Source organism: Candidatus Falkowbacteria bacterium (assembly GCA_016699775.1).
Classification (GTDB): domain Bacteria; phylum Patescibacteriota; class Patescibacteriia; order Patescibacteriales; family Patescibacteriaceae; genus Patescibacterium; species Patescibacterium danicum.
This window is the reverse complement of the sequence record CP065010.1, coordinates 800,002-825,648: the sequence shown is the minus strand read 5'-3', so window position 1 is coordinate 825,648 and position 25,647 is coordinate 800,002. Positions and strand designations below refer to the sequence as shown.

At 42.2% G+C, this 25,647-nt stretch carries 8 protein-coding genes; 7 read left to right on the top strand and 1 reads right to left on the bottom strand.

The features are described 5' to 3' along the window. Positions 1-160: 160 nt before the first annotated feature. From IPN41_04105 to hisS, 6 genes are all read left to right on the top strand, one after another. The gene (locus IPN41_04105) at positions 161-18,238 is read left to right on the top strand and encodes a fibronectin type III domain-containing protein (GenBank protein QQS60272.1); all 18,078 of its coding nucleotides are present in this window, start codon (positions 161-163) and stop codon (positions 18,236-18,238) included. Between the two features lie 51 nt (positions 18,239-18,289). Then, entirely contained in the window at positions 18,290-19,864 is a 1,575-nt protein-coding gene (locus tag IPN41_04100; protein QQS60271.1) for a hypothetical protein, read from the top strand. Between the two features lie 146 nt (positions 19,865-20,010). Beyond that, entirely contained in the window at positions 20,011-20,334 is a 324-nt protein-coding gene (locus IPN41_04095) for a hypothetical protein (protein QQS60270.1), read from the top strand. An 80-nt stretch (positions 20,335-20,414) separates the two neighbouring features. After that, positions 20,415-22,790, top strand: coding sequence for a phosphoenolpyruvate synthase (gene ppsA, locus IPN41_04090; protein ID QQS60269.1), 2,376 nt, complete (start codon positions 20,415-20,417; stop codon positions 22,788-22,790). 73 nt (positions 22,791-22,863) lie between these two features. Further along, positions 22,864-23,421, top strand: coding sequence for a signal peptidase I (gene lepB, locus IPN41_04085; protein QQS60268.1), 558 nt, complete (start codon positions 22,864-22,866; stop codon positions 23,419-23,421). Positions 23,422-23,426: 5 nt separating this feature from the next. Continuing rightward, on the top strand, positions 23,427-24,761 hold the full coding sequence (gene hisS / locus IPN41_04080; protein QQS60267.1) for a histidine--tRNA ligase: 1,335 nt from the start codon (positions 23,427-23,429) through the stop codon (positions 24,759-24,761). Here the strand turns inward: hisS and IPN41_04075 are convergent, their stop codons facing one another. After that, the gene (locus IPN41_04075; GenBank protein QQS60266.1) at positions 24,762-25,268 is read right to left on the bottom strand and encodes a hypothetical protein; all 507 of its coding nucleotides are present in this window, start codon (positions 25,266-25,268) and stop codon (positions 24,762-24,764) included. Between the two features lie 113 nt (positions 25,269-25,381). Here IPN41_04075 and IPN41_04070 point away from each other — a divergent pair, with 113 nt between their 5' ends. Beyond that, entirely contained in the window at positions 25,382-25,618 is a 237-nt protein-coding gene (locus tag IPN41_04070; GenBank protein ID QQS60265.1) for a hypothetical protein, read from the top strand. The last annotated feature ends 29 nt before the right edge of the window (positions 25,619-25,647 follow it).

Sequence of the window (25,647 nt, the reverse complement as noted above, 5' to 3'; positions counted from 1 at the left end):
AACGGATACTTTATCTTAAGCAACTTGATACCATAAAATTATCAAAGTAAGCATCCATTTTTTGTTTTTTTTGATCAAATTTTTGCAAGGGAGAAGAACTCATGCGTTGTAGGTCATTTTTATTTTACAGTATTACCGTTAGTTGGTATAATATGTGAATATGTTGCTAAGAAGTATACAAAAATTTTTAATAATAATTACTGCCATTTCTTTGGTTGGTAGCTATCCTGCGCAAGCTGTTTTGGATAGTGGTTTATTGTTGGAAAATAGTAATGCTTCAATGGTGGAAATTACAAATACACCGGTGATTAATGTTTCTGAAAATTTACCAATTATTATTTCAAGCCAAGAGTTAGAAACTAAATCACTTTCCGACTCTCCAATATCAGTTGAAGTTAATTCTTCAAACAATTCTAATTCGAAAACTGATAACTTTACTTCCTCTACCGAAGAAAATATTTCTAATGAAGAAAATTCAAACTCCACACCTCCGGAAAATCCAATTGTTGAGCCTGCGCCTGTGATTGATCCAATAATTATTCCAGCGCCTGATCCGATTGACGAGGAAAAAGTTGAAGAAACAATTGAGCCAATAATTGTCCCCGAGCCTGATCCAATTCTTGAGGAGAATAATGAACCAAAAATTTTAGAAACAGAAAAAGATCTTCTTCCAACAATTTTGATTCAACCAACAACGACCGGAAAAATAATCACGGTCTCTTTTCTTGATGAGCAAAAATTAACTACACCAATAATTAACTTTCCAGTACATATTGAAATTCCGGAAATCTATCCTGTTGGTCAAGAAAATAAAATTAATCTTACCTGGAAAAATAACGAAGATAAAAAAATAGACTTCACTGTCACTGATGATGATAAAAATGGATTGCTTGATTCTATGGATTGGGTAGTGCCGGAAATTTCAGCCGAGACTCCAAATCACACTTTTGAAGTAAGTTATATTTTTAAAGCGCTTCGTTTGGACTCAGAGAAAAAAAGTCTTGAGAATATTTACGACTATATTTTTTCACAAGATGAAAAATTTGTTTCAATGGCTGATGGTGAATATGTTCGAATGACCTTTGAACATCTTTTGGAAAATACCCGAGACATTTCAATCTATGCTCGACCAACAAAATCAGACCAATCTGCGACGATTGAATTATATACGATTGAAGGAGAGTTAATTGCTACTTCCCCTCTGATAGATCACGAAGATACCTATAGACTCTTTTTAAGAGATTTAAAAACTCCGGCAAATGTTTTTGATTTCAAAATAATCGGTAATGTGGAGATTGATTTTATTCTTGATCCGCCAATAATCACTACCGAAGAAATTGAAAACGGAAAATTAGTAACGGTATCAGCGGCTGAGGTTCAGAAATCCATTGAATCAGTTGCTTTGGTTCCAGTGCGAATTGAAATTCCGGAATTGTTTAAAATTGAACAAAAAAATACAATTTCAGTTTTTTGGAAAAATCAAGATTCTGAAAATGCAGACAATGCAGTGAATCCTGAAAAAGAGTTTACGACATATGATGAAAATCAAAACGGGTTGATTGATCATATTGAATGGTTAGCTCCACACTCCGGAAAACAAACTTTTGAAGTACAGTATCTTTTTAAAGCCTTGCGTTTGGATTCAGCAAAAAAGAATTTAGAAGATATTTATGAATATATATCGCAGCAAGATGAAAAATCTGTTTCATTGCTTGATGGTCAATATGTACGAATGAAATTTGAAAATATACTTGATGAGACACGAGACATTATTTTATTTGCTACACCAACTCACACTGGTCAGTCCGCTTCTATTGAGGTCTATACAACAGAGGGTCAGTTGGTAACAGTACTGGATAATATTGATCAAGCTGATAAATATATAATTTCTTTGCGTGATCTAAAAACACCGACAGATATTTTTGATTTAAAAATTATCGGTAACTTGGATATAGATTATATTGTCGATCCACCAAAAGTGGTTGTTGAATCAACGACTACTGGTAAAATTGTTACAGTCTCGGCAACCGAAGAACAAAAGGCAACTGACTTGATGGTTGATATTCCAGTACATATTGAAATTCCTGAACTGTTGAAAGTTGATCAGCTTAATCAAATAAAAATCAAATGGCAAACTAACGGTAATCAATTGGTACATTTTTCTGGAAAAGATTTTGATAATAACGGTTACTTAGATACTGTCGAGTGGATCATTCCGGAATTATCTACAGAGAAGTTTGAAATAATTTATATTTCTCGAGCCCTTCGTTTAGATTCACAGAAAAATAAAATTGAAGATATTTATGACTTGGTAAAAGCCCGAGATCAGGTCTATGCCTCTTTAAATGACACCGAATATGTTCGTGTAACTTTTGATACTGAATTGGATAATACCAAAGATATAACAATCTATGCTAAGCCACGTGACCTTGATCAGCTAGCATATATAGAAGTCTATACTTTGAATAATCAATTTCTGGCTGCTTATCCACCAATTGATCAGGATGGAAAATATAGAATTGTATTAAATAACCTTTTAACTCCAACTGATAGTTTTGATTTAAAAATTATTGGTAATGTTGATATTGATTTTATTATTGACCCTCCGGCCAATGCTTATTGGGTTGGTGGAACCGGAGATTGGTCTGATGCAGCCAACCACTGGGCATCAACTTCAAACGGAACTCCGGGAATCGCTAATTTACCTGACGCTACCAGTAATGTTTTTTTTGATGCTTCGTCAGGATCAGCCGCTACTACCATAACTATAGATAGTAATTTTAGTATTGGCTCAATGAGTATTAGTGGTTACACCGGGACAATAGTCCAAAACGCTGATTTAACTATCACTGATTCCGGCGCTCAATCCGGAGATTATTCTCAAACTTCAGCCGCCACATTTACAGCCATTGACCCGGCCAATAATACTTTTTCCGCAACCGGAAGTTTTTCGGTTACGGCTGGTACTTTTAGACGTTATACCGGTTTGGGAATCAGCGTTGATCCGTTTATGGTTTTTGATGTCTATGGATTACAGGGAATGAAAACAAACCTTTCCAGTTCGTATAAATTAAATAATGCTATTAATGCCAGTGTGACTTCTGGATGGAACTCTGGTGAAGGTTTTATTCCAGTGGGAGACAATACAACAAGCTATAGTGGAATTTTTGATGGTGATAATTATACTATTAGTAATTTGTATATTAATTCAACGACAAAAAATTATGTTGGACTTTTTGGTTATTCAAATAATAGTATAAAAAATGTTTCTCTTACCGGAGTATCTATCACGGCTATTGGAACTGCCGGTAGTAATGGTAGTAACGGAGCTGACGGTACTTCGGGTGCCACTCCAACGGCTGGAGGTACGGGTACGGCCGGTACGGTTGGTAGCGCTCTATATATTGGAGGAGTGGTGGGGTATAATATTGGTTCAATTTTAAATGTCAGTATTGATGGAAGTGTTACTGGAACTGGTGGTACAGGTGGTGCAGCTGGTAACGCTGGTAATGGAGGAAACACTACGAGTGGTGGAACTGTTTCCGGAGCTGGCGGAGCATCAGCTAGTAACGCTGTTGCAATTGGAGGCATAGTATATGCTGGAGGCTTGGTTGGATATTCTCAACAAGGAAGTATTACTGCTGATAGTTCAGTCACAGTTATTGGAACGGGTGGAACCGGTGGTGCGAGTGGAAATGGTGGAACTGGAGGAACAAACTCAGGCTCTGGTATTGGTGGTGCCGGAGGTGCAGTTGGTGCACCAGGCGCTGGAGGTATAGCCTATGTCGGTGGATTAATTGGTTGGGTAAACTCAGGAGGAATTAGAGAGTCATTTGCGACTGGTACTGTGACAGCAACAGGTGGAACAGGTGGTGCAGCCGGGAGCGCAGGCAATGGAGGAAATGGTGGAACAGCAGCGATTGGTGGAGTCGGTGGTGCTGGTGGAGTTGGAGGTGCTGGTGGTGCAAGCTATTCTGGAGGATTGATCGGAAATAATCTTGGAACAATCCAAAATGGTTCATATGCAACTGGAGTTGTTCAGGCAACGGGTGGTACGGGTGGTACTCCTTCAGCCGGAGGTATTGCGGGTGCTTCTGCTACTGCAACTACAGGAACTGCTGCTACCGGAGGACTTGGTGGTGCTGGTGGAGCTGGAGGAATTGGGTACGCAGGTGGATTGGTAGCGCTTAATAGTTCTGATGGTGTTATTACTGGTGTAACAAGTATTGTGTATGCAACTGGTACGGTTACTGCAAATGGAGGTTCGGGCATAAACGGACAAAGCGGGGGAGTTGGAGGAAATGGAAGCTCTGGAACAGCTCATACTGGAGGAACAGGTGGGGCTGGTGGTGTTGGTGGCGGAGGCGGATCAGGCAATGCCGGTGGTTTAATTGGTCTTAATGCAGGAGTTACTATTACAACAAATTCATCAACGGGATTAGTTACAGTTGTTGGTGGAACTGGGGGTGTTGGTGGAACAGGTGGATCAGGTGGAGCCAAAGGATCATCGGGGGCTAATGGTGCCGGTGGTGCATCTGGAACCGGAGGTTCAGCAAACGTAACATCATCATATGGTGGGGGTTTAGTTGGAGATAACACAGGAATTATTGAAACTTCGTATTCAACAAATGCAGTAAATGCAACGGGTGGTGCTGGTGGTGCTGGAGGAGTGGGTGTTGCCGGATTGACTGGAATTGCTGGCGCAGCCGGAGGTACAGGAGGAGCAGGTGAAATTATTAATCTTGGAGGTATTACAGGAAGAAATACCCTAGCAGTTATAGAAAGCTATCATACAACCGGTGCTCTTGTTGGAATTGCAGGTTCCGGAGGAGCAGCTGGTGCAGGAGGAGCGGGTGGAACTGGTGCACTTGCGGGAGCAGCGGGTACTGCAACTGCTGGTGCAATTATTTATGTTGGTGGAGTAGTTGGAAGTAATTCCGGAACTTCAATATTAGATGTTTACTCAACGGGCAGCGTAACTGGAACATCTGGAACAGGTGGAGCTGGAGCTAACGGCGGAGTTGGTGCCACGAGTTTGGCAGGTATTGCAGGAAGCGTGGGTGCAATAGGTGGAATCGCTTATGTTGGTGGAGTTGTTGGGTATACTGCAAATGGAGAAATTTTTAATTCATATTCTACCGGTGATGTAACAGTAGCTGGTGGTGCTGGTGGGGCTGGTGGTGCTGGTGGTAACGGAGGAGTTGGAGCTGCTTCAACCACTGGAGGAGCGGGAGCTGCTGGTGCGGCCGGAGGAGCCGGTGGTGCTGCTTATGGTGGAGGTGTTATTGGTAACTATATTCTTGGACCAATTACAGAAATTTATAATACTGGAAATATTACTGTCACTGGTGGTGCCGGAGGAAACGGCGGTGTCGGTGGTTCAGGTGGTACAGGTGGAACAAATGCCATAGGAGGTGTTGGAGCAATTGGTGGAGCCGGAGGCACTGGAGGAATTGCTTATGCTGGAGGAATTGCTGGTCAAAGTACTGGCGTTATTCAAGGTATTTCATATTCAACAGCGAATATTACAGCTAACGGTGGAACTCCAGGTAATGGTGGTATTGGTGGAAACGGCGGAGCGACAACGGCAACATTTAACTCTGCAACTGCTGCTGCTGGAGGTAATGGTGGTGCTGGTGGTGCCGGCGCGATTGCCTATGCCGGTGGAATTGTAGGAAACAATACTAATATTATAAGTAATTCCTACGTAAGTGGTGATATAACTGCTACTGCAAGTAATGGAAAAAATGGTGCTAACCCTGGAGCTGCGGGCGATGGTTCTGCCGGAGGTTCAAGTCATGTGGGTGCTATCGGAGCAACCGGTGGTGCCGGCGGAGCTGGAGCAATTGCCTATGCTGGTGGAATTGCTGGTCTTAATACTTCGACAATTACAAATTTATATATTGAAGCAGGTAGTGTTACTGCAACCAGTGGAAATGGTGGTAACGGTGCTAATGGATCAGTTGGTGGTACGGGTGGAGCCAGCGCAATTGGCGGTGCTGGAGGAGTTGGTGGTGGAGGCGGTGTAGGTGGAGTTGCTTATGGTGGAGGAGTTGTAGCTCATAACTTAGGTGGAATTATTCAAGATGACTCACATTCTACAGTTGCGGTAATAGTAACTTCAGGTAGTTCAGGTACTGGAGGTACTGGCGGTGCAGGTGCGTCAAGAGCGGTTGGTGGTGCTGGTGGTGCAAGCGGTGGAGCTGGAGCTATTGCGTATGGCGGAGGTTTGGTTGGATTAAGTAGCGGAACTATTAATGATTCCTATGCCACTGGCTCAATTACTGTAACTGGTGGAGGCGGAGGAAATCCTGGTTCTGGAGGCAATGGAGGTAGTGGAACAATTGGTGCAACGGGCGGAGCAAACGGAGGTACAGACGTAGCTGCTAACGTTTTGCTACGTGCAGGCGGTGCTGCCTATGCTGGAGGTTTACTTGGCTATAATACAACCAACGGAATTGTTCAAGGAGTTTCATATGCCACTGGTATCACTACTGCAACCGGTGGTGCTGGTGGCGCTGGAGCTAGTGGTGCCAATGGAGGAAATTCATCAAGCGCAGTTGCTGGTGCAGCTGGAATTGCTGGTATTAGCGGCGGTGCTGGAGGAATCGGAGTTGCTGGTGGATTGGTTGGATGGAATATTGCTATTGTCAGTGATGACTCATATGCAAGTGGAAATGTATCAGCAACAGGTGGTGCGGGTGGTGCTTCCGGGAATGCTGGTAGCGGAGGATCAAGCGGAGCTGGTATTGCTGGAGTAGCGGGTGTAGCAGGTGGTACAGGTGGTATAGGTGGTATTTCTTATGGCGGCGGAGTTATTGCTTATAACGGAATTATAGGCACAACAATTAGTACAGTGAATAGTGCTGGGACGATTACTTCTATCGGTGGAGCAGGAAATTCTGGAGGAAGTGGTGGTACTGGTGGAACAGGAGGAAGTACTACTGGTGCAATTGGAGGTACGGGTGGTGCTGGAGGTGCCGGAGGTGCAGGAGGTATTTCTTATGGTGGAGGAATTGCTGGAGTAAATATTGGTTTAATTCGAGGTGTGACTTATGCAATTACAACCATCACTGTTGTTGGTGGAGCTGCTGGTAATGGTGGAACTGGTGGTGACGCAGGAGCTTCTGGAAATATTGCTGGTAGTACAGGTGCTACTGCCGGAGCTGGTGGTACTGGTGGTGCTGGAGGAGCAACTTATGTTGGAGGAATTGTGGGTGATAATTCTGGTGTAATAATTAGCGCGGCTGTAACAGGTAGTATTTCTGCTAGCAATAAACCTGGAGGAAACGGCGGTACAGGTGGAGCTGGAGGAGCTGGCACACTTGGAACAGGAGGTCATAATGGTGGAGTAGGAGGAGCCGGTGGTGTTGGTGGTGCTTCTGGTAACTTGTTTATGGGAGGATTGGTTGGTCAAGGAAATGGAAATATTTCTTCTTCCAGTAGTACAAGTGGCACAATGACAGTTTCCGTTTCTTTGGGAGGAGGCGATGGTGGAGTTGGTGGTGCCGGCGGAGCTTCTGGTGCAAGTGGAAGAAATGGTACACCGGGTGCCGGTGGTGCAGGGGCTGTTACAGGTGCAGTTTTTGTTGGTGGAGCAATTGGACACAGCTCTTTGGCTGATGTGGTTTTTGATACAATCATTTCTTCTAATCATGTTGTTGTAAATGCAGATGCTGGTGGTAGTGGAGGTGCTGGAACAGCTGGAACAAATGGAGCAATTGGTAGTGTTGGAGGAGCTGGCGGTGCTGGAGGTATAACTCAATTAACCGCTTTGAATGCTGGTGGATTGATTGGAGATATAGTAGGTGCTGGAGGATCTATTGTTGATTCTTTTGCAACTGGAAATATTACGGTAGTGGGTGATAATGGTGGTAGTGGCGGTGTTGGTGGTGCCGGTGGAGCTGGAGCAGCTTCAATGACTGGTGGTGCTGGAGCAATTGGTGGCGCAGGTGGTGGTGGATCTAATGCCTATGGCGGAGGCTTAATTGGATTTGCTACAACTAACGTTTATATTGGAACTTCATATGCAACCGGAAATGTAACTGTGACTTCAGGAAATGGTGGTGTAGCAGGTAATGGCGGTGCGGGTGGAAGTGGTGGATCATCTTCTGTTGGTGGAGCTGGAGCAATTGGTGGAGCTGCCGGAGCTGGAGGTATTTCGTATACTGGTGGGTTAGCTGGATTTATTACATCTGGTAGTATTGTTAGTTCGTATTCAACTGGAATAGTCCAAGGCATATCAGGTGCCGGAGGAGTTTCTGGAAATGGCGGAGCTGGAGGTACTGGTGGCTCTGGAGCAATTGGTGGAATTGGAGCAGCGGGAACTGTTGGAGCAGTTGGTGGTGCAAACTTTACTGGAGGTTTAGTAGGAGATAACTCAGGAACAATTCAATCTTCATATCACATAATTGGAGCAGTTACTGCAACCAGTGGTGCAGGTGGTGTTGGTGGTTCTGGTGGTACAGGTGGTGCATCCGGAAGTATCACAAATGGAACAGCAGCAATTGGCGGTGCGGGTGCAGCCGGTGGATTAGCTGGTGCTGTTTCTGCAGGAGGATTAATTGGTAGAAATAATACAGTTATTGCCTTGATTAATAGTTCATATGCAACTACAAATGTAACTTCTATCGGAGGTGCTGGAGGCGCTGGGGGATTGGGTGGAGATGGCGGAGATGGCTCAGCAGGAACAAATCATATTGGTGGTGCGGGAGGTATTGGAGGAGCAGGTGGAAGTGCGCCTGTAACCGTAGCAGCTTCATTACAAGCTGGTGGCTTGGTTGGGCAAAATGTTTTGGGAACAATTACTTCAAGTTATGCGCAGACAGGAACAGTGACAGCTACTGGCGGAGCAGGTGGTGCAAGTGCTCAAGGTGGATTAGGGGGAACCGGAACTGCACTTGATGGTTTAGCTGGTGCCGGTGGTGCCGGTGGTGCCGGTGGTTCAATTTATGTTGGCGGATTAGTTGGATACACCACTGGTGTTATTCAAACTACCTCATATTCAAAAACAGAAATAGTGGCAACAGGTGGTGCCGGAACAAATGGATCAGATGGAAGAAGTGGTGCGGTAAATAGTGGAGTGGCAGGTAGTGCTGGAGGTGCTGGAGGTGCGTCAGGTATTTTATATGTTGGAGGTTTGGTTGGTTATACAACTTCAGATGTTGTTTCTTCTTATGCTAGCTATCATGCTGGATCGGGGAGAGGTAATATCACAACAACTGGTGGCGTTACTGGTACTGGTGGTAATGGTGGAAACGGTGGATCTGCACTAGCTACTGGAGGAGCTGGTGGTGCTGGAGCAATTGGTGGTATTGGTGGTATAGCTACAGGTTCGTTTGTTGGAGGCGTAGCAGGATATAGTGCAGTTACGGGACTCTTCACAACATCATATTCTGAAATTTTAACTATTTCTGGAAATGAACAGCCTGCTGGTAACGGAGGAAATGGAGGTTCTGGTGGTTTAGGAATAGGTGCATTTAATGGAGGTATTGGAGCAACAGGAGGTGCCGGAGGTGCCGGAGGTGTTCGTAGTTTTGGAGGATTGATTGGTGATAATCTTGGAACTATTCAAGGCACTTCATTTTCTACAGTTAATATTGCTGTAACGGGAAGTACTGGTGGTAACGGAGGAACAGGTGGTAATGGAGGAACCTCAGGAAGCACAATTTCAAGTGGTACAGCAGCGGTTGGTGGTGCCGGAGGTGCCGGAGGTGCCGGAGCACCTACCTATGGTGGTGGTCTTGTTGGACGTATGACTGGTACGACTCAGTTATTACAAATATTAGATTCATATGCGACTGGTTCAGTGACAGTGACCGGTGGAACCGGAGGAATTGGTGGAACTGGTGGAACAGGAGGAGATGGATCAACAGGCACAAGTACTCATATTGGATCAGCTGGAGCCTTAGGAGGAGCGGCTGGTGTTGGTGGTGAAGCTAACGCTGGAGGTTTAGTCGGTCTTAGTAACTTCACTACAGGAACGAGTAATTTTATTCATGATTATGCAACAGGAAATGTAACCGCCAATGGTGGTAATGCTGGTACTGCCGGAACATCAGGTAATGGTGGTGCCTCACGAACTACAGTTGCGGGTGGAGCTGGTGGAGGTGCTGTGGCAGCTGCGGCTGGAGGTGCGGCTTATGCTGGAGGTCTTGTTGGAAACAACCGAGTTACGACTGGACTAAGTGATAACATAAGTTCGTTTGCAACAGGAACTGTGACGAGTACAGGCGGTACTGGTAGTACCGGAAGTATTGGTGGAAATGGAGCTAATGGAGCTGCTAGTTCAATTGGCGGAGCTGGCGGTGTCGGAGGTACTGGAGGAGTAGGTGGAGAAGCAAACTCTGGAGGTTTGGCAGGATACTTTAGCGTTACTACTGGAGGCAGTAGATCTTTTGGTTCTTATGCAACCGGGAATAGTGTGGTTGCTACTGGTGGAACCGGAGGTATTGGAAGAAGTGCTGGCGAACCTGGCTCTGGAGGATCTGGAGCAGCTGGAGGCACAGTGGGTGCTGGTGGAGCCGGTGGTGTTGGTGGTGCAGCCTATGCCGGTGGACTTACTGGACAGATGAGCGGTGGTGTGTTTACAACCTCTAGTTATTCGACAAAAGATGTTACCGCAAACGGTGGAATCAGTGGTAACGGTGCAACTGGTGTGGTTGGGGGTACTGGAGGCTCAAGTGCAAACGGAGGTGTTGGAGGAGCTGGTGGTGCAACCGGTGTTGGTGGAGGATCTTTTGCCGGTGGTTTAGTTGCTTCCAATACAGGAATTATTGGAGGTACATCGTATGCTACTGGAAATGTGATTTCTAACAGTGGAGCAACGGGTACACCGGGAGTTGGTGGAGCAGGGGGAGTGAGCGGAAGTATTTCAGCTGGTACTGCTGCAACTGGTGGTGCTGGTGGAGCAGGAGCTGCTGGTGGAGCTTCCTACGCTGGAGGTTTAACTGCAAATAATGCAGCCACCGGAGTTATTATAAATTCTTATGCAACTGGAAACGTTACTTCATTAGCGAGTAATGGTGCTAATGGTGCAACGGGTGGTGTTGGTGGTGATGGTTCTGCTGGAACAGGAAATCATATTGGTGGAGCTGGTGGTGTTGGTGGAGCTGCCGGAGCAGGCGGAGCTTCTTATTCTGGTGGACTTATTGGAAATAATATAAGTACAACAAATACAGTTAATACAAGTTACTCAACGGGGACCACAGTCACTGGCACAAGTGGTAATGGGGGAACGGGTGGAACAGGTGGAGCAGGTGGTAATCCTGGAAGTATTGGTGTTGGAGGTATTGGAGGAGCAGGCGGAGCTGCGGGTGCTGGTGGTGTTTTATATACTGGTGGGTTTGTTGGCTATAATAATGGAACAATTCAATTGCATTCTTATTCAACGACTAATGTGGTAGGAAATGTCGGTAGCGGTGGAACAGGTGGAGCAGGTGGTAGTGGTGTAAATGGCTTTCCTGGAAGCGGAGGAAATGGAGCTGTTGGTGGAGCTGGTGGTGCGGCTACTGCCGGTGGAGCCGGTGGTATAGGTTATGGTGGAGGCTTTGTTGGTTGGAATAATACTTCACGTACTATTAAAGATTCATATACAACTGGAACATTAACTTTAAGTGGTGGTGCCGGTGGTGCAGGTGGTGCTGGTGGTAATGGAGGAGATGGTGGTGATGGTGTAACAACTTTTACTGGTGGTACTGGTGGAATTGCTGGTGCTAGTGGTGCTGGAACAGTTGGTGGTATTAAATATGGTGGAGGTTTTGTTGGTTATAATATTGGAACTATAAATACAATTAATACGGTTGGAAATGTTTCAGTAACTGGTTCAGCCGGTGGAGTTGGTGGAAATGGTGGTAACGGTGGTAACGGCGGCGATGGTGGTCCTTCGGGAACTGGTGGTAATGGTGGTGCTCAAGGTGCGACGGCAGCAGCCGGTGCCGGAGGTGCTTTACACGCCGGAGGCTTAGCTGGGTATAATTTTACAGCTGGATTAATCCAAAATTCTTGGTCAGCTGGAAATGTTACAACAGTTGGTGGTGCGGGTGGAGTTGCCGGGGTTCGAGGGATCTCTGGAACTGGTGGAGCTGGTGGAACACTTGCTGGTGGTGCTGGTGGAGCTGGTATTACTGGTGGAGCTGGTGGAGCTGGTGGAGCAAGTTTTGTGGGTGGTCTTATTGGATCAAACTTAACAACCGGCTCATTCAATACAAGTTATGCATCAGGTACTGTGACAATGACCGGTGGTAATGGTGCAACTGGTGGTACTGGCGGTAAGGGAGGTAATGGTGGTGCTGGTGGTTCAGGCGGTTCAGGTAATGGTGGTGCCGGTACAGTTGGTTTTGTTGGCGGTGTTGGTGGAGTCGGTGGAGCGGTTACTGGTGGTGGTTTAGTGGGAGATAATACAGGAACAATTTCAAATGCCTATGCACTAGGTTCAGTAACAGTAACAGCTGGTACACCGGGAAATGGTGGAAATGGTGGAGACGGAGGAAATGGGGGAGCAGCTGGAGGTGGTAGTGCTGGAGCAAACGGCAATGGTGCTAACGGTGGTGTTGGTGGTGCTGGTGCGAGTGCTTTTGCAGGGGGACTTCTTGGTGCTAACGCTACAGCAGTAATTACTAATACGTATTCTATTGGCGTACCAACGGGTACAAAAACATCAGGTGCAACCGGTGGTGCTGGTGGAGCAGCTGGTACCGGTGGAACCGGAGGAAGTGCTGGTAGCTCGGGAGCAGCAGGAGCTTCTTCAGCTCTACAATATGTTGGAGGTCTTACTGGTAATCCTACGAGCGGAACATACTCATCAAATTATTGGGATACTACCACATCCGGAAAAAATAATGGAGTTGGAAATGGTGCTGACCCTGGCGGAATGACAGGTGCAATCACATCAGTAATGAAACAACAAGCAACTTACTCTGGATGGGATTTTACTATTTTACCTATATGGAATATTGTAGAAACTTCTACATATCCACGTTTCAATTTTCAAACTTTACCTGATCCACCAACTAACATTGTGGCGGTTCGAGGTAATGGTGAAGCAACAATTACCTTTACTCCTCCGGCAAACAATGGTGGTTCAGCTATTACTTCTTATACAGTCACTTCAAGTCCAGGAGGGTTTACAGGAACTGGAGGTTCATCACCAATTACGGTTACTGGTTTAACTAATGGTACAGCTTATACATTTACAGTTACAGCAACCAATGCTATTGGAACCAGTATTGCTTCAGCAACCAGTAACTCAGTTACACCAGCTACTGTTCCTGATGCACCAACAATTGGTACAGCAACGGGTGGAAATGGACAAGCAACTGTTTCATTTACTCCTCCAATTAATAATGGTGGTTCAGCTATCACTTCTTACACTGTGACCTCAAGCCCTGGTGGATTTACCGCTACCGGTGGTGCTTCGCCATTGACTGTAACTGGTTTAACTAACGGTGTGTCATATACATTTACTGTTACTGCAACCAACGCTGTTGGAACAAGTTCTGCATCTGGAACAAGTAACTCAGTTGGTCCAGCGACAATTCCTGACGCACCAACAATTGGCACAGCCACACGAGGTAACGGAGAAGCTACTGTTACTTTTACTCCTCCGATTAACAATGGAGGTTCTGCCATAACTTCTTACACTGTAACTTCAAGTCCTGGTGGCTTTACTGGAACGGGTGGAGCTTCGCCGATTACTGTAACTGGTTTAACAAACGGTACTTCATATACATTTACAGTTACCGCGACTAATGCTGTTGGAACAAGCTCTGCATCCGGAACAAGTAACTCAGTTACACCAGCTTCCGTTCCGGGAGCTCCAACTATCGGTACTGCCACACGAGGAAACGGTGAAGCGACGATTACATTCTCTGCTCCCGGTAGTGACGGTGGTTCTGCTATAACTTCTTATACCGTAACTTCAAGCCCTGGAGGTTTTACTGCTAGTGGTGGTTCTTCGCCATTAACTGTGACTGGTTTAACAAATGGAACAGCCTATACATTTACTGTCACAGCTACTAATGCTGTGGGTACTGGTTCAGCTTCCAGTGCAAGTAATTCTGTTACACCAGCCACTGTTCCGGATGCGCCAACCATCGGTACAGCTACACGAGGCAATGGCCAAGCGACAGTTACATTTACTCCTCCTGTATTTAATGGAGGCTCAGCTATTACTTCTTATACCGTGACATCCAGTCCTGGTGGATTTACTGGTACAGGTGGAGCTTCACCGATTGTTGTTACAGGATTAACTAATAGTGTGACTTATACATTCACGGTTACAGCTACTAATGATGTTGGAACTAGTGTTGCTTCAGCTGCCAGTAATCCAATAGTGCCAGCAACTGTACCCGGTGCTCCGACAATTGGAACTGCCACTGCTGGTAATGGCGAAGCAACAATTACATTCTCTGCTCCTGGTAGTGATGGAGGTTCAGCAATTACTTCTTACACTGTGACTTCAAGTCCTGGTGGTTTTACAGCTTCTGGTGGTTCTTCGCCATTAACAGTGACAGGTTTAACTAATGGTACTGCTTATACATTTACCGTGACTGCCACTAATGCTGTTGGTACAGGTTCGGCATCAAGTGCTAGTAACTCAGTCACACCAGTAACGATTCCAGGAGCCCCAACAAACGTCTCTGCTGTTCGAGGAAATGGTGAAGCGACAATTACATTTACCCCACCGTCCAGTGACGGAGGTTCAGCAATTACTTCTTATACCGTAACCTCAAGCCCTGGTGGCTTTACCGGAACAGGCGGTTCATCACCAATTACTGTTACGGGTCTAACAAATGGAACAACTTATACCTTTACCGTCACTGCAACAAACGCTGTTGGTACTGGTATTGCTTCGTCAACCAGCAATTCAGTAGTACCAGCTACTGTTCCCGATGCTCCAACCATTGGTACGGCGACTCGGGGTAACGGACAGGCAATAGTTACCTTTACTCCACCAGTTAATAATGGAGGTTCAGCGATCACTTCTTATACCGTAACCTCAAGCCCCGGTGGCTTTACCGGAACGGGCGGTTCATCACCAATTACTGTTACGGGATTAACTAATGGCACAACATATACCTTTACGGTTACGGCAACAAACGCTGTTGGTACAAGTATTGCTTCTAGTGCCAGCGGTGGAGCAACTCCAGCCACTGTTCCAGATGCTCCAACCATTGGTACAGCAACAAGAGGAAACGGTGAAGCAACAATCACTTTCACTCCACCGGTTAATAATGGTGGTTCGGTTATAACAAGCTATACTGTAACTTCAAGTCCAGGAGGATTTACAGCTTCCGGTGGTGCTTCACCTTTAACTATTACTGGATTAACTAATGGAACGACATATACCTTTACGGTTACGGCAACAAACGCTGTTGGTACAAGTTCTTCATCTGGAACTAGTAACTCGGTTGTTCCAGCCACTGTTCCAGATGCTCCAACCATTGGTACAGCAACAAGAGGAAACGGTGAAGCAACAATCACTTTCACTCCACCGGTTAATAATGGTGGTTCGGTTATAACAAGCTATACTGTAACTTCAAGTCCAGGAGGATTTACAGCTTCCGGTGGTGCTTCACCTTTAACTATTACTGGATTAACTAATGGAACGACATATACCTTTACGGTTACGGCAACAAACGCTGTTGGTACAAGTTCTTCATCTGGAACTAGTAACTCGGTTGTTCCAGCCACTGTTCCAGATGCTCCAACCATTGGTACAGCAACAAGAGGAAACGGTGAAGCAACAATCACTTTCACTCCACCGGTTAATAATGGTGGTTCAGTTATAACTTCATATACTGTCACTTCAAGTCCCGGCGGCCTTACTGCTTCGGGAGGAGCTTCGCCAATCACTATTACTGGATTAACTAATGGGACAGCTTATACATTCACTGTCACCGCTACAAATGCTCTTGGAACTAGTAGTGCTTCGCTTGCCAGTAACTCAGTGACACCGGCCACTGTCCCTGATGCTCCGACAAATTTAGCCGCTGCCATTGGAGATAGTAGTGCTACGCTTACCTGGACAGCTCCGGCTTTTGACGGAGGTTCTGCAATAACTTCATATACAGTCACTTCAAGTCCGGGTGGGTTTACAGCTAGTGGATCTTCTCCACTTACGGTCACTGGGTTAACTAATGGTGTTACATATACTTTTACAGCTACTGCTACTAATGCAATTGGAACTAGTAGCCCTTCGGGAACAAGTAATTCGGTAACTCCAGCCAGTGTTCCTGACGTACCAACAAACCTTGCAGCTACAATTGATGACAGCAGTGTTGATCTTTCCTGGACAGCTCCTGTTTCTAATGGTGGCTCACCAATTACAGATTATGTTGTGCAGTATAAACTGACAGTTGATGGAACATGGGCAACCTTTGCTGATGGCGTAAGTACTACACCAGCCACAACTGTAATTAATTTGTCTAACAATAATTCATATGATTTTCGGGTATCGGCAAAAAATTTAGTTGGTACAGGTTCACCTTCGGTATCTGTCAGTGCAACCCCGGGATCACCGGCTCAAGTTCTCATTCAAAGTTTTCCAAGTTTAGTGGTGCCAAATATTGGCACAGCTGTTCGTATAACTAATGAAGGATCAACAGCTTATGAATATCAATATACTTGGTGTGTAACAACTGCCGATAATAATTTCTGTGGTGGCGGTGATGATATTTTTAGTTCAACCGCAGCTAAACTTATTCAGCCGGCAGAAAATTTTGATACTACACTAAATTCAACTGTTCCAACAGCCGGTAATTATTGGTTCCATATTAGCGTTCAATTTGGTTCTGAATCTTCAGAAGCCGCTCAATCCTTTACAGCTACTGGCACCGGCGGTGGAGGCGGCGGTGGAGGTGGCGGCGGTGGAGGCGGCGGTGGAGGTACACCTCCAGACATAACGCCACCGACCAATGTATCAGTTACAATTGCTGCTGGAGTAGCTGTTATTAATACGACTAGTGTAGTTTTGACAATGACGGCTATAGGTGCAAATTATATGATGATCTCTGATAATAGCGCTTTTACAGGAGCTACTTGGGAAACGTATGTTACTTCAAAGCCTTGGTTCTTAAGTCCAGGTAATGGAGTAAAAAATGTTTTTGTAAAGTTTAAAGACCTTGCCGGTAATGAATCTCTCGTTGTCTCAGATTCCATTACCTTGGCGATTGATTCAGTAACCCCTCCTGGTAATCAACGGGCTATCGACGTAGCTGATGATGCAGTAGCTTTAACGAGGATACTCGGAATAGAACGACATACAAATTGGGAGGCTGATAATATTAGTAGAGTTATAGCTATCGCTCAACAGTCGGGAGTTATCATAAATAATTATGATTTAACAGTGGCGGTTAATTTTGTAACTTACGGTGTTTCTGATGTTACGATCCGACAGGGATGGGTTGAACGATTAAAATTAGTCGGTGACCAGCTACAAACATTAGGTTATATTAATGTATATGCACTTAATGAAATTAGTGATGGGGTAAAACCAAATAAACGCAATGTAGTCTATGAACAAAAGCAGTTTTCAGCAGTCTCTCAAGCTTTCAGAACATTGGTTGGTAGGAATTATAATCCAGCAGATCTGACAGATGATCTTGCTTGGCATACCATGATGTATCGTTTGCGATTCCCACGTAATATCGTTAAAGAAAATGCGGCCGTGGCTCATTATATTAAAGTTTTCAAACGTAAGCCGGTTTCCGCCTTTGATTGGTCGGTAGTCCGTGCCTGGGCTTATGTATTATCAGGTCGTGGACAAGTTATTATAAAAGAAACAGGCAATATATTAGTTATTAAGTCAACGCCGACTGGGTGGTTGAGAGTTCGTAGTGCACCTTCATTAACGGGAACTATTATGGGCTCAGTATATCCAAATCAACGATATACATTTAGCCAAGAAAAAAATGGTTGGTTTAATATAACAATCTCAGGAAATAGAAAGGGATGGGTTAGCGGTCAGTATGTTACTGTAGTTTCAAGAGCTACTCCGGAAAAAATTACTATTCCTGAACCAAAGAAAATTATAGTTCCCAAAGCAAAAACTGTAACTGTTCAAGCAACTCCGACTGGCTGGTTGAATGTTAGAAGTATTCCTTCAACTCAGGGAACAATAAGAACTAGAGTCTATCCATCTCAAACGTATGTGTATACTAAATATGAACAGGGTTGGTATCTCATTACATTAAATAATGGAACAACCGGCTGGGTGACTGAGCAGTATGTTAAGTAAGGAGCTGGATTTGAATTTTTCTAGTCAAAAATAGAATTATTAATTACTTATATGGCAATATTTGGTGGTAAATTTAAAAATAGTTTTATCTATGTATTACTTTTACTTTTTACTAGTATATTCTTTTTAGTATCTTCGCCAACACAAGCACAGGCGGCCAGTGTTTATTTTTCACCAAGTTCGGGTCAGTTTAAGGTTGGTGATTCAGTGACTGTCAATCTTCTTATTGATAGTGCTAAAGATACCATTGACGCTGTTTCTGGCGCAGTATCCTTCACACAAGATACTTTACAGGTCACATCCTTAAGCCGTAGTGGTTCTATTCTTAATTTATGGACACAGGAACCGACTTTTTCCAACTCAAGCGGAACTATTAATTTTAAAGGTACGGCTTTGAATCGAGGCTATAGCGGAAATGGGGGTAAGGTTATAGCTATTAGTTTTAAGGTAATTCAAAATGGTCCTGCTTATGTAACCTATACGTTTGGTTCGGTTCTGGCTAATGGTGATCAAGACACAAGCCCGTTATCTTTAGGCGGTAGAGCTCAATTCACTATTGTCGGAACTGATACTGAGACTGATAATGAGAATAAGGAAGAGAGTGATACTGATAGCGACTTACCAACCGTGTCCCGTATTATTTCAAGCACTCATAGTGATCAAAATAAATGGTATACAAATAATTCTCCGGAGTTATCCTGGAGTTTACCAGATGGAGTTCTTGAAGTTCGGGCTGATGTTGGTGAGTCAATTATTAATAAACCAACGGTTTCATATATACCGCCAATTTCTGAAAAAAAGATTGAAGATCTTAAAGATGGAAGACATTGTTTTAGTCTTATGTTGCGCAATGCTATTGGTTGGGGAAATGTTTCATATTATTGTTTAAATATTGATACCGCACCACCAAAACATTTTATCATTGGTTATCGGGGCAACGGAGTTTCATTTCGGACAGTTGATGATTTGTCAGGGTTAAGTCATTACACTATTAATGTTGATGGCCAGACTATTTTTGAGAATCTTACTCCTAATCCAGAAGAAAATTTTTTTGATACACAATTTTTAGAGCCAGGTACTCATACTATTTCAATTACAGCTGCTGATAAAGCCGGCAATATTATTGTTGCCACCAAAGAAATTCTGGTGGGAGGAATTAATTCTCCGGTTATCACTTATTATACGAGTAGCTTAGAGTCAGGTGATGATATAAAAGTTACTGGACTAACGTATCCACATTCATTAGTAACGATATTTCTTCGGGATGATAAAAAAATTATTTATAAAGAAAGTGTTACCAGTAATGAGGCAGGAGAATTTATGCTCCTTATTTCTGAGCCATTTAAGGCTGGTATTTATTCTCTCACTGCAAAAGTAATTGATAATCAAAATATGGAAAGTCATGAAACAATCCCGCTTATGATGATTGTTACCTTTAGGTTTATGTCTCAGATTATTGATTTGGTGCTCCGATATCTTTCCTTGATTATATTGGTATTATTGATTTTTGCTTTCATTACTTTTATGAGTGTACGTATTTGGCATCGAATAGTAAGGTTGATCAACGTTGAACAGCCAAGGCTTGAGACAAAAGAAAAAATTATTAAAAAGAAATCACGACGCTAAGCTTTTTTAGTGTAAATCTTTGAAATATAATATATTTTTATTGGCTGATATCAATTGCAAGTTGCAGTCTGATATCAGTGCCGATTTATAGCTGTTTATAGTATTCATGCTATACTAATAGTATTAATTCCATACTATTTTTTTATATGCCTCAAACAGAAAAAAAAGTTTACGAATCTGATGTTCAAGAGAATAAAGCTTTGGCTTCAGTTTCCTATCTTTGGATCCTTTGTTTAGTTCCATTATTATTTAAACGTCAATCAAAATTTGCTCAGTTTCATGCCAAACAAGGCTTTGTATTATTTCTTGTGGAAGTAGCTATTAGTTTATTAATGTGGGTCCCGGTGATTGGTCAGATCTTATTCCTAGCGGCGATTATTATTGCTGCTATTGGCTTTATAAAAGCCTATAATGGAGAATGGTGGGAAGCTCCTTATATTTATCCTTGGAGCCTCAAAATCAAATTATAATATTAGATTCTCGCCCTCACTAATCACTTGTTGATAGGTGAGAATATGTTTTAAAATTTATTTAATTCAATTATTTTTCTATGATTCTCATAAAATTCTATAAAGATCTTGGTATTAAAGATGTCCCAACCGTTGGTGGAAAAAATGCTTCCTTGGGTGAAATGTTTCGCACCTTAACAGCAAAAAATATCCGAGTCCCAAATGGTTTTGCCACAACTTCCGAAGCCTATAGACATTTTTTTTCAGAAACTGGTTTGATGCAAGAAATACGAAAAATTTTAAAAGGTTTAGATACTAATAATGTAAATGATTTAGCTCGTCGTGGACAAAAGATTAGAGAATTAATTGTCAAAGCAGAATTTCCAGATAAACTTAAAAAAGAAATTATTACTGCTTATGATAAGTTGTCAAAGATCTATAAAACAAAAAATGTTCATGTTGCCGTCCGTTCTTCAGCTACGGCTGAAGATTTGCCGGATGCTTCTTTTGCCGGTCAACAAGATACCTATCTTAATATCTCTGGCCATGAAGCACTTTTAGTCGCCGTGAAAGAATGTATTGCTTCATTATTTACTAATCGAGCTATATCCTACCGACAAGATAAAGGTTTTGATCACTTTAAAATTGCTTTATCAGTAGGTGTTCAGAAAATGGTGCGCTCAGATGTTGGCTCAAGCGGTGTTATGTTTTCTATAGATACTGAATCAGGTTTTAAAAATGTTGTATTGATTAATTCAATTTATGGTTTAGGTGAAAATATTGTCCAAGGTAAAGTTAACCCCGATGAGTTTATGGTTTTTAAACCAACAGGCAAGATTATTTTTCGAGCCCGTGGTCGCAAGCGAATTAAAATGGTGTATGATCACAAGGGTTCAAAACCAGTTAAAGATATTCCAGTTGCTCCAAAAGATCAGTTGGAATACTCTATCACCGATGCCCAGGTCAAAGAATTAGCTCAGGCGGCCATGATAATTGAAGAGCATTATGATCGTCCAATGGATATGGAATGGGCGGTTGATGGTGTAGAAAATAAGGTTTACATTGTTCAAGCTCGTCCGGAGACGATTCACAGTGTTCGAGATTACAGTATTGTTGAAGAGTATAAAATTGCCTCACATCCATCACCGATTGTAAAAGGTAAGAGCGTCGGTAATAAAATTGGTGCTGGACAAGCTAATCGGATCATGGATATTAAAGATATTTCAAAGTTTAAAAAAGGCCAGGTGTTGGTGACTGATATGACGGATCCTGATTGGGAGCCGATTATGAAAATTGCTTCAGCAATTGTTACTGACAAGGGCGGACGAACCTGTCATGCGGCCATTGTCTCCCGAGAGCTTGGAATTCCTTGTGTGGTTGGAACAGAAAATGGCAGTAATTTAATTAAGGCCGGAGAAAATATTACCATTAGTTGTGCTGAAGGTGATGATGGGTATGTATATCCAGGAATTGTAAAATATACAGTTAAGAAAACCAATGTAAAAAGTTTGCCTCGTCCAAAAACTCAGATCATGATGAATATTGGTTCGCCGGAATTAGCCTTTACGTCTTCATTTATTCCTAACGACGGTGTTGGTTTGGCTCGAGAAGAATTTATCATTAATACCTATATAAAAATTCATCCTTTGGCTTTAATTAATTATGACAAAATTACTGACAAGAAAGTAAAAAAACAAATTGATGATTTAACAGTTGGGTATGCTGATAAAAAACAATTTTTTATTGATCGTTTATCGCAAGGCGTGGCCTTGATTGCAGCTGCTTTTTATCCAAAGCCGGTGATTGTTCGGTTGACTGATTTTAAGTCCAATGAATATGCCAACCTTATTGGTGGAAAGGCTTATGAACCAATTGAAGCTAATCCAATGATTGGCTGGCGTGGGGCGAGTCGTTATTATGATCCTTCGTATGAACCAGCTTTTGCTTTGGAGTGTAAGGCACTGAAAAAAGTTAGAGATGAGATGGGGTTAACTAATATGAAATTGATGATTCCGATTTGTCGAACAGTTGAAGAAGGGAAAAAGGTTTTGGAGCTTTTGGCAAAATATGGTTTAAAGCAAGGAAAGAATGATTTAGAAGTTTATGTGATGGCTGAAATTCCGGCTAACATTATTTTGGCTGAACAGTTTGCCAAAGTCTTTGATGGATTTTCAATCGGTTCTAACGACTTAACTCAACTCACGCTTGGTATTGATCGCGATGCCGGTTCTTTGAAAGTTGCGGGTATGTCCAATGAGAAAAATGATGCTGTTAAATCTTTGATCCGTTATCTCATTGAAACAGGAAAAGCAACAAAAACTAAAGTAGGAATTTGTGGCCAAGGACCAAGCGACTTTCCGGAATTTGCCCGATTTTTAGTTGAGTGTGGTATTGACAGTATTTCTCTCAATCCTGATACTGTTATTAAGACAACAATAGATATTCTAAAGACTGAAAAAAAGCTAAAAAGAAGGTAGTTGCTTGTTAGTACAACATAGAGTATAATTCTCTCACCTTCTATTGAAACCTTTATTGATTAACGACTATAGTATGAGGCGATTTTTTGAATCTGTTTGGGAAATATTTAAAACAATTTTAATTTGTTTGGCTATTATTTTGCCAATACGTTATTTTATAGCTCAGCCTTTTTATGTTAAAGGGGCCTCTATGGAGCCAAATTTTCATGAGCATGATTATTTATTGGTTGATGAAATTAGCTATAGATTTAATTCACCGAAACGAGGGGATGTAGTAGTTTTTCGTTATCCAAAAAACCCTCAAGAATATTTTATTAAACGAGTGATTGGTTTACCTGGCGAAACAATAGAAATTAAAGATGGAAATGTGTATATTGCTCGGGCTGGTGAAGAGGCAGTTGAATTATTAGAGTCATATATTCCTCCGCTAACTGAAACAGTTTCTCAGGTTAGTGAGAAGGTAACTTTAAAAAGTGATGAGTATTATGTTCTTGGAGATAACCGAAATGGATCAAAAGATTCCCGTAGTTTTGGCCCAGTTAATATAGATTTTATTATTGGTAGAAGCTTTTTCCGAGGTTTGCCTCTATCACGAGTTGAGTTAGTAAAAAACCCTTCATATAATAAATAAATTTTATGATGAGACCACTTCCAAAAAAATCAGTTGTTCCTATTCCACGAGTGATAAAAAAGACTGATCCACCACCTCGTTTGAAAAGTATGAAAGATGTATTGCCAGATGAATGGCGATTTTGGCGTTTAGTTATTGATAAAGCCCTACAGCTTTCTCGTGTCTATGATTTTGATAGAATAGAGACTCCTATATTAGAAGCAGTGGGATTATATGAGAAAACACATGGTAAAACTGGTGAAATACCTACTAAAGAGTTGTATAGTTTTGTTGATAAAGGAGGTGAACGAGTTGCATTGCGACCACAGATGAAAACTTCTTTGGTTAGAGCGGTTATAGAGCATAGCTTAATTGATGAAACAAAATTATTGTTAAAAACTTGCCAGCTTGGTCCGGTTTTTAGATTTGGAAAATTGCAATCAAACTACTATCGTCAGCATACCCAATGGAACTTGGATGTTATTGGCGAAACTGGTCCAATTGCCGATGTTCAACTTATCCAAATTGGTGGGAATTTTTTTAAAGAGCTTCAATTGGAAACTCAAGTTCAAATTAATAGTATTGGTGATGCTGATTGCCAATCACAATATAATGCTAAATTAACAGAATACTATCGTGATCGAACCAAGAAATTAAAATTGCCTGTTGAGTTGAAAAAGCAGATGGCAAAAAATCCAATTAGTGTTTTATTATCCGATGATGAACGATTAACTGAGATTAATGAAGAGGCTCCTCAGATTATTGATTACTTATCTGAAGAGGCAAAAAATGATTTCTTCTCGGTGATTGAATATCTTGATGCTTTAGGAATAAACTATAATTTAAATCCACGTTTATTTGGTAATTTTGATTTTTATAACCGGACAGTTTTTGAATTTGTGATGCCAGAAGAAGATGGCAGAAAAGAATTAACTTTGGCGACTGGTGGTCGTTACTCGGAGTTATTTGAAAGATTATATGGTAAAGTATTACCAGCTGTTGGTTTATCTGTTGGTTTAGATCGAACTGTTAATAGAATTCGGGCTTTAAATTTACCATTAGAAGATGGTTCTGGGGCAGATATTTATTTGGCTCAATTAGGCGATATTGCTCGTCAGAAAGCCATGAATTTGTTTGAAGAACTCCGTAAGTCAGGTTTTAAAATTGCTCAGGGTTTCTTGCATAATGGTTTAAAGCGACAGCTTGAAGAGGCTCAGAAATTAAATGTTCGTTTTACGCTTGTGATAGGACAAAAAGAATTAATGGATGGAACAATTATTATTCGAGATATGGAGTCAGGCGCTCAGGAAGTTGTTGATAGTAAAAAGATTATTCATGAGTTAGAAAAGAGGTTAAAGTAACTATAGTGGCTTACGCATAACTTGTAACTTTGTCTTATATCTTTTGGTATAAATGATTGGGCTAGCTTGTAAGTTTTTGTTTGAATATATATAAAAACCCTGGTAACTTTTGCCAGGGTTTTGAACTATCATCTCTTCCTTTTCCCCCTCTCTTTTTTTTATTGGAAATCTTGGCCAAGGCTTTGTCTCTTGGTCATAGATTATGTAGCGTAATATCTTGCCAATAAACATGCCGGGGGATATGAGTATAAGGTATGTTTTGTTTGGGATTGCTAAATAGTATTCATTATCAAAAATGCCAGAATTTTCAGAAAATGATAAATTTGATTTTTCAGGGTTTTTAAATTCTGGTAAAAAACCATGAGCATAATTTATTACTATTAAGGTGATTAAAAAGAAGTGCGCTACTTGTTTGGCTCTATCTTTTTTCATTTCAAGCTCCTTTTTTAAAGTAGATGTTTGGTAAATTGTTAAGTTTACCTTAGTAATATATTGATTCTTTGTCAATAAATAGTCTATAAACCCTATTAGATTGAATAAAAGTTAAGTTGACATCACTCCAAAAATACTATATATTGCCCAAGTAGATTAATTTAATTTCTAGAAAGGCAGGTGGCCCAATGGTAGAATTCAAACGAAAAAAAGGCGAAACCTTTGAAAGTTTCCTTCGTCGCTTTAACAAACGCTTACAACAAAGCGGTCGTTTATTGCAGGCCAGAAAAAATCGTTATCACCGCAAAGAAAAGAACGAACACCAGAAGAAAAAGAGTGCTTTGATCGGTCTTGAACTTCGCGATAAAAAAGAATATTTACGACGTACCGGTAAGTTTAAAGATGAAATGATGGGACGTTGGTAATAAAAAAGAATCTCTGTAATAGGAGATTC

Coding starts and splice junctions, on each gene's coding strand:
- IPN41_04105 (QQS60272.1), top strand. CDS start 161: ATGTTGCTAAGAAGTATACAAAAATTTTTAATAATAATTACTGCCATT.
- IPN41_04100 (QQS60271.1), top strand. CDS start 18,290: ATGGCAATATTTGGTGGTAAATTTAAAAATAGTTTTATCTATGTATTA.
- IPN41_04095 (QQS60270.1), top strand. CDS start 20,011: ATGCCTCAAACAGAAAAAAAAGTTTACGAATCTGATGTTCAAGAGAAT.
- ppsA (QQS60269.1), top strand. CDS start 20,415: ATGATTCTCATAAAATTCTATAAAGATCTTGGTATTAAAGATGTCCCA.
- lepB (QQS60268.1), top strand. CDS start 22,864: ATGAGGCGATTTTTTGAATCTGTTTGGGAAATATTTAAAACAATTTTA.
- hisS (QQS60267.1), top strand. CDS start 23,427: ATGATGAGACCACTTCCAAAAAAATCAGTTGTTCCTATTCCACGAGTG.
- IPN41_04070 (QQS60265.1), top strand. CDS start 25,382: ATGGTAGAATTCAAACGAAAAAAAGGCGAAACCTTTGAAAGTTTCCTT.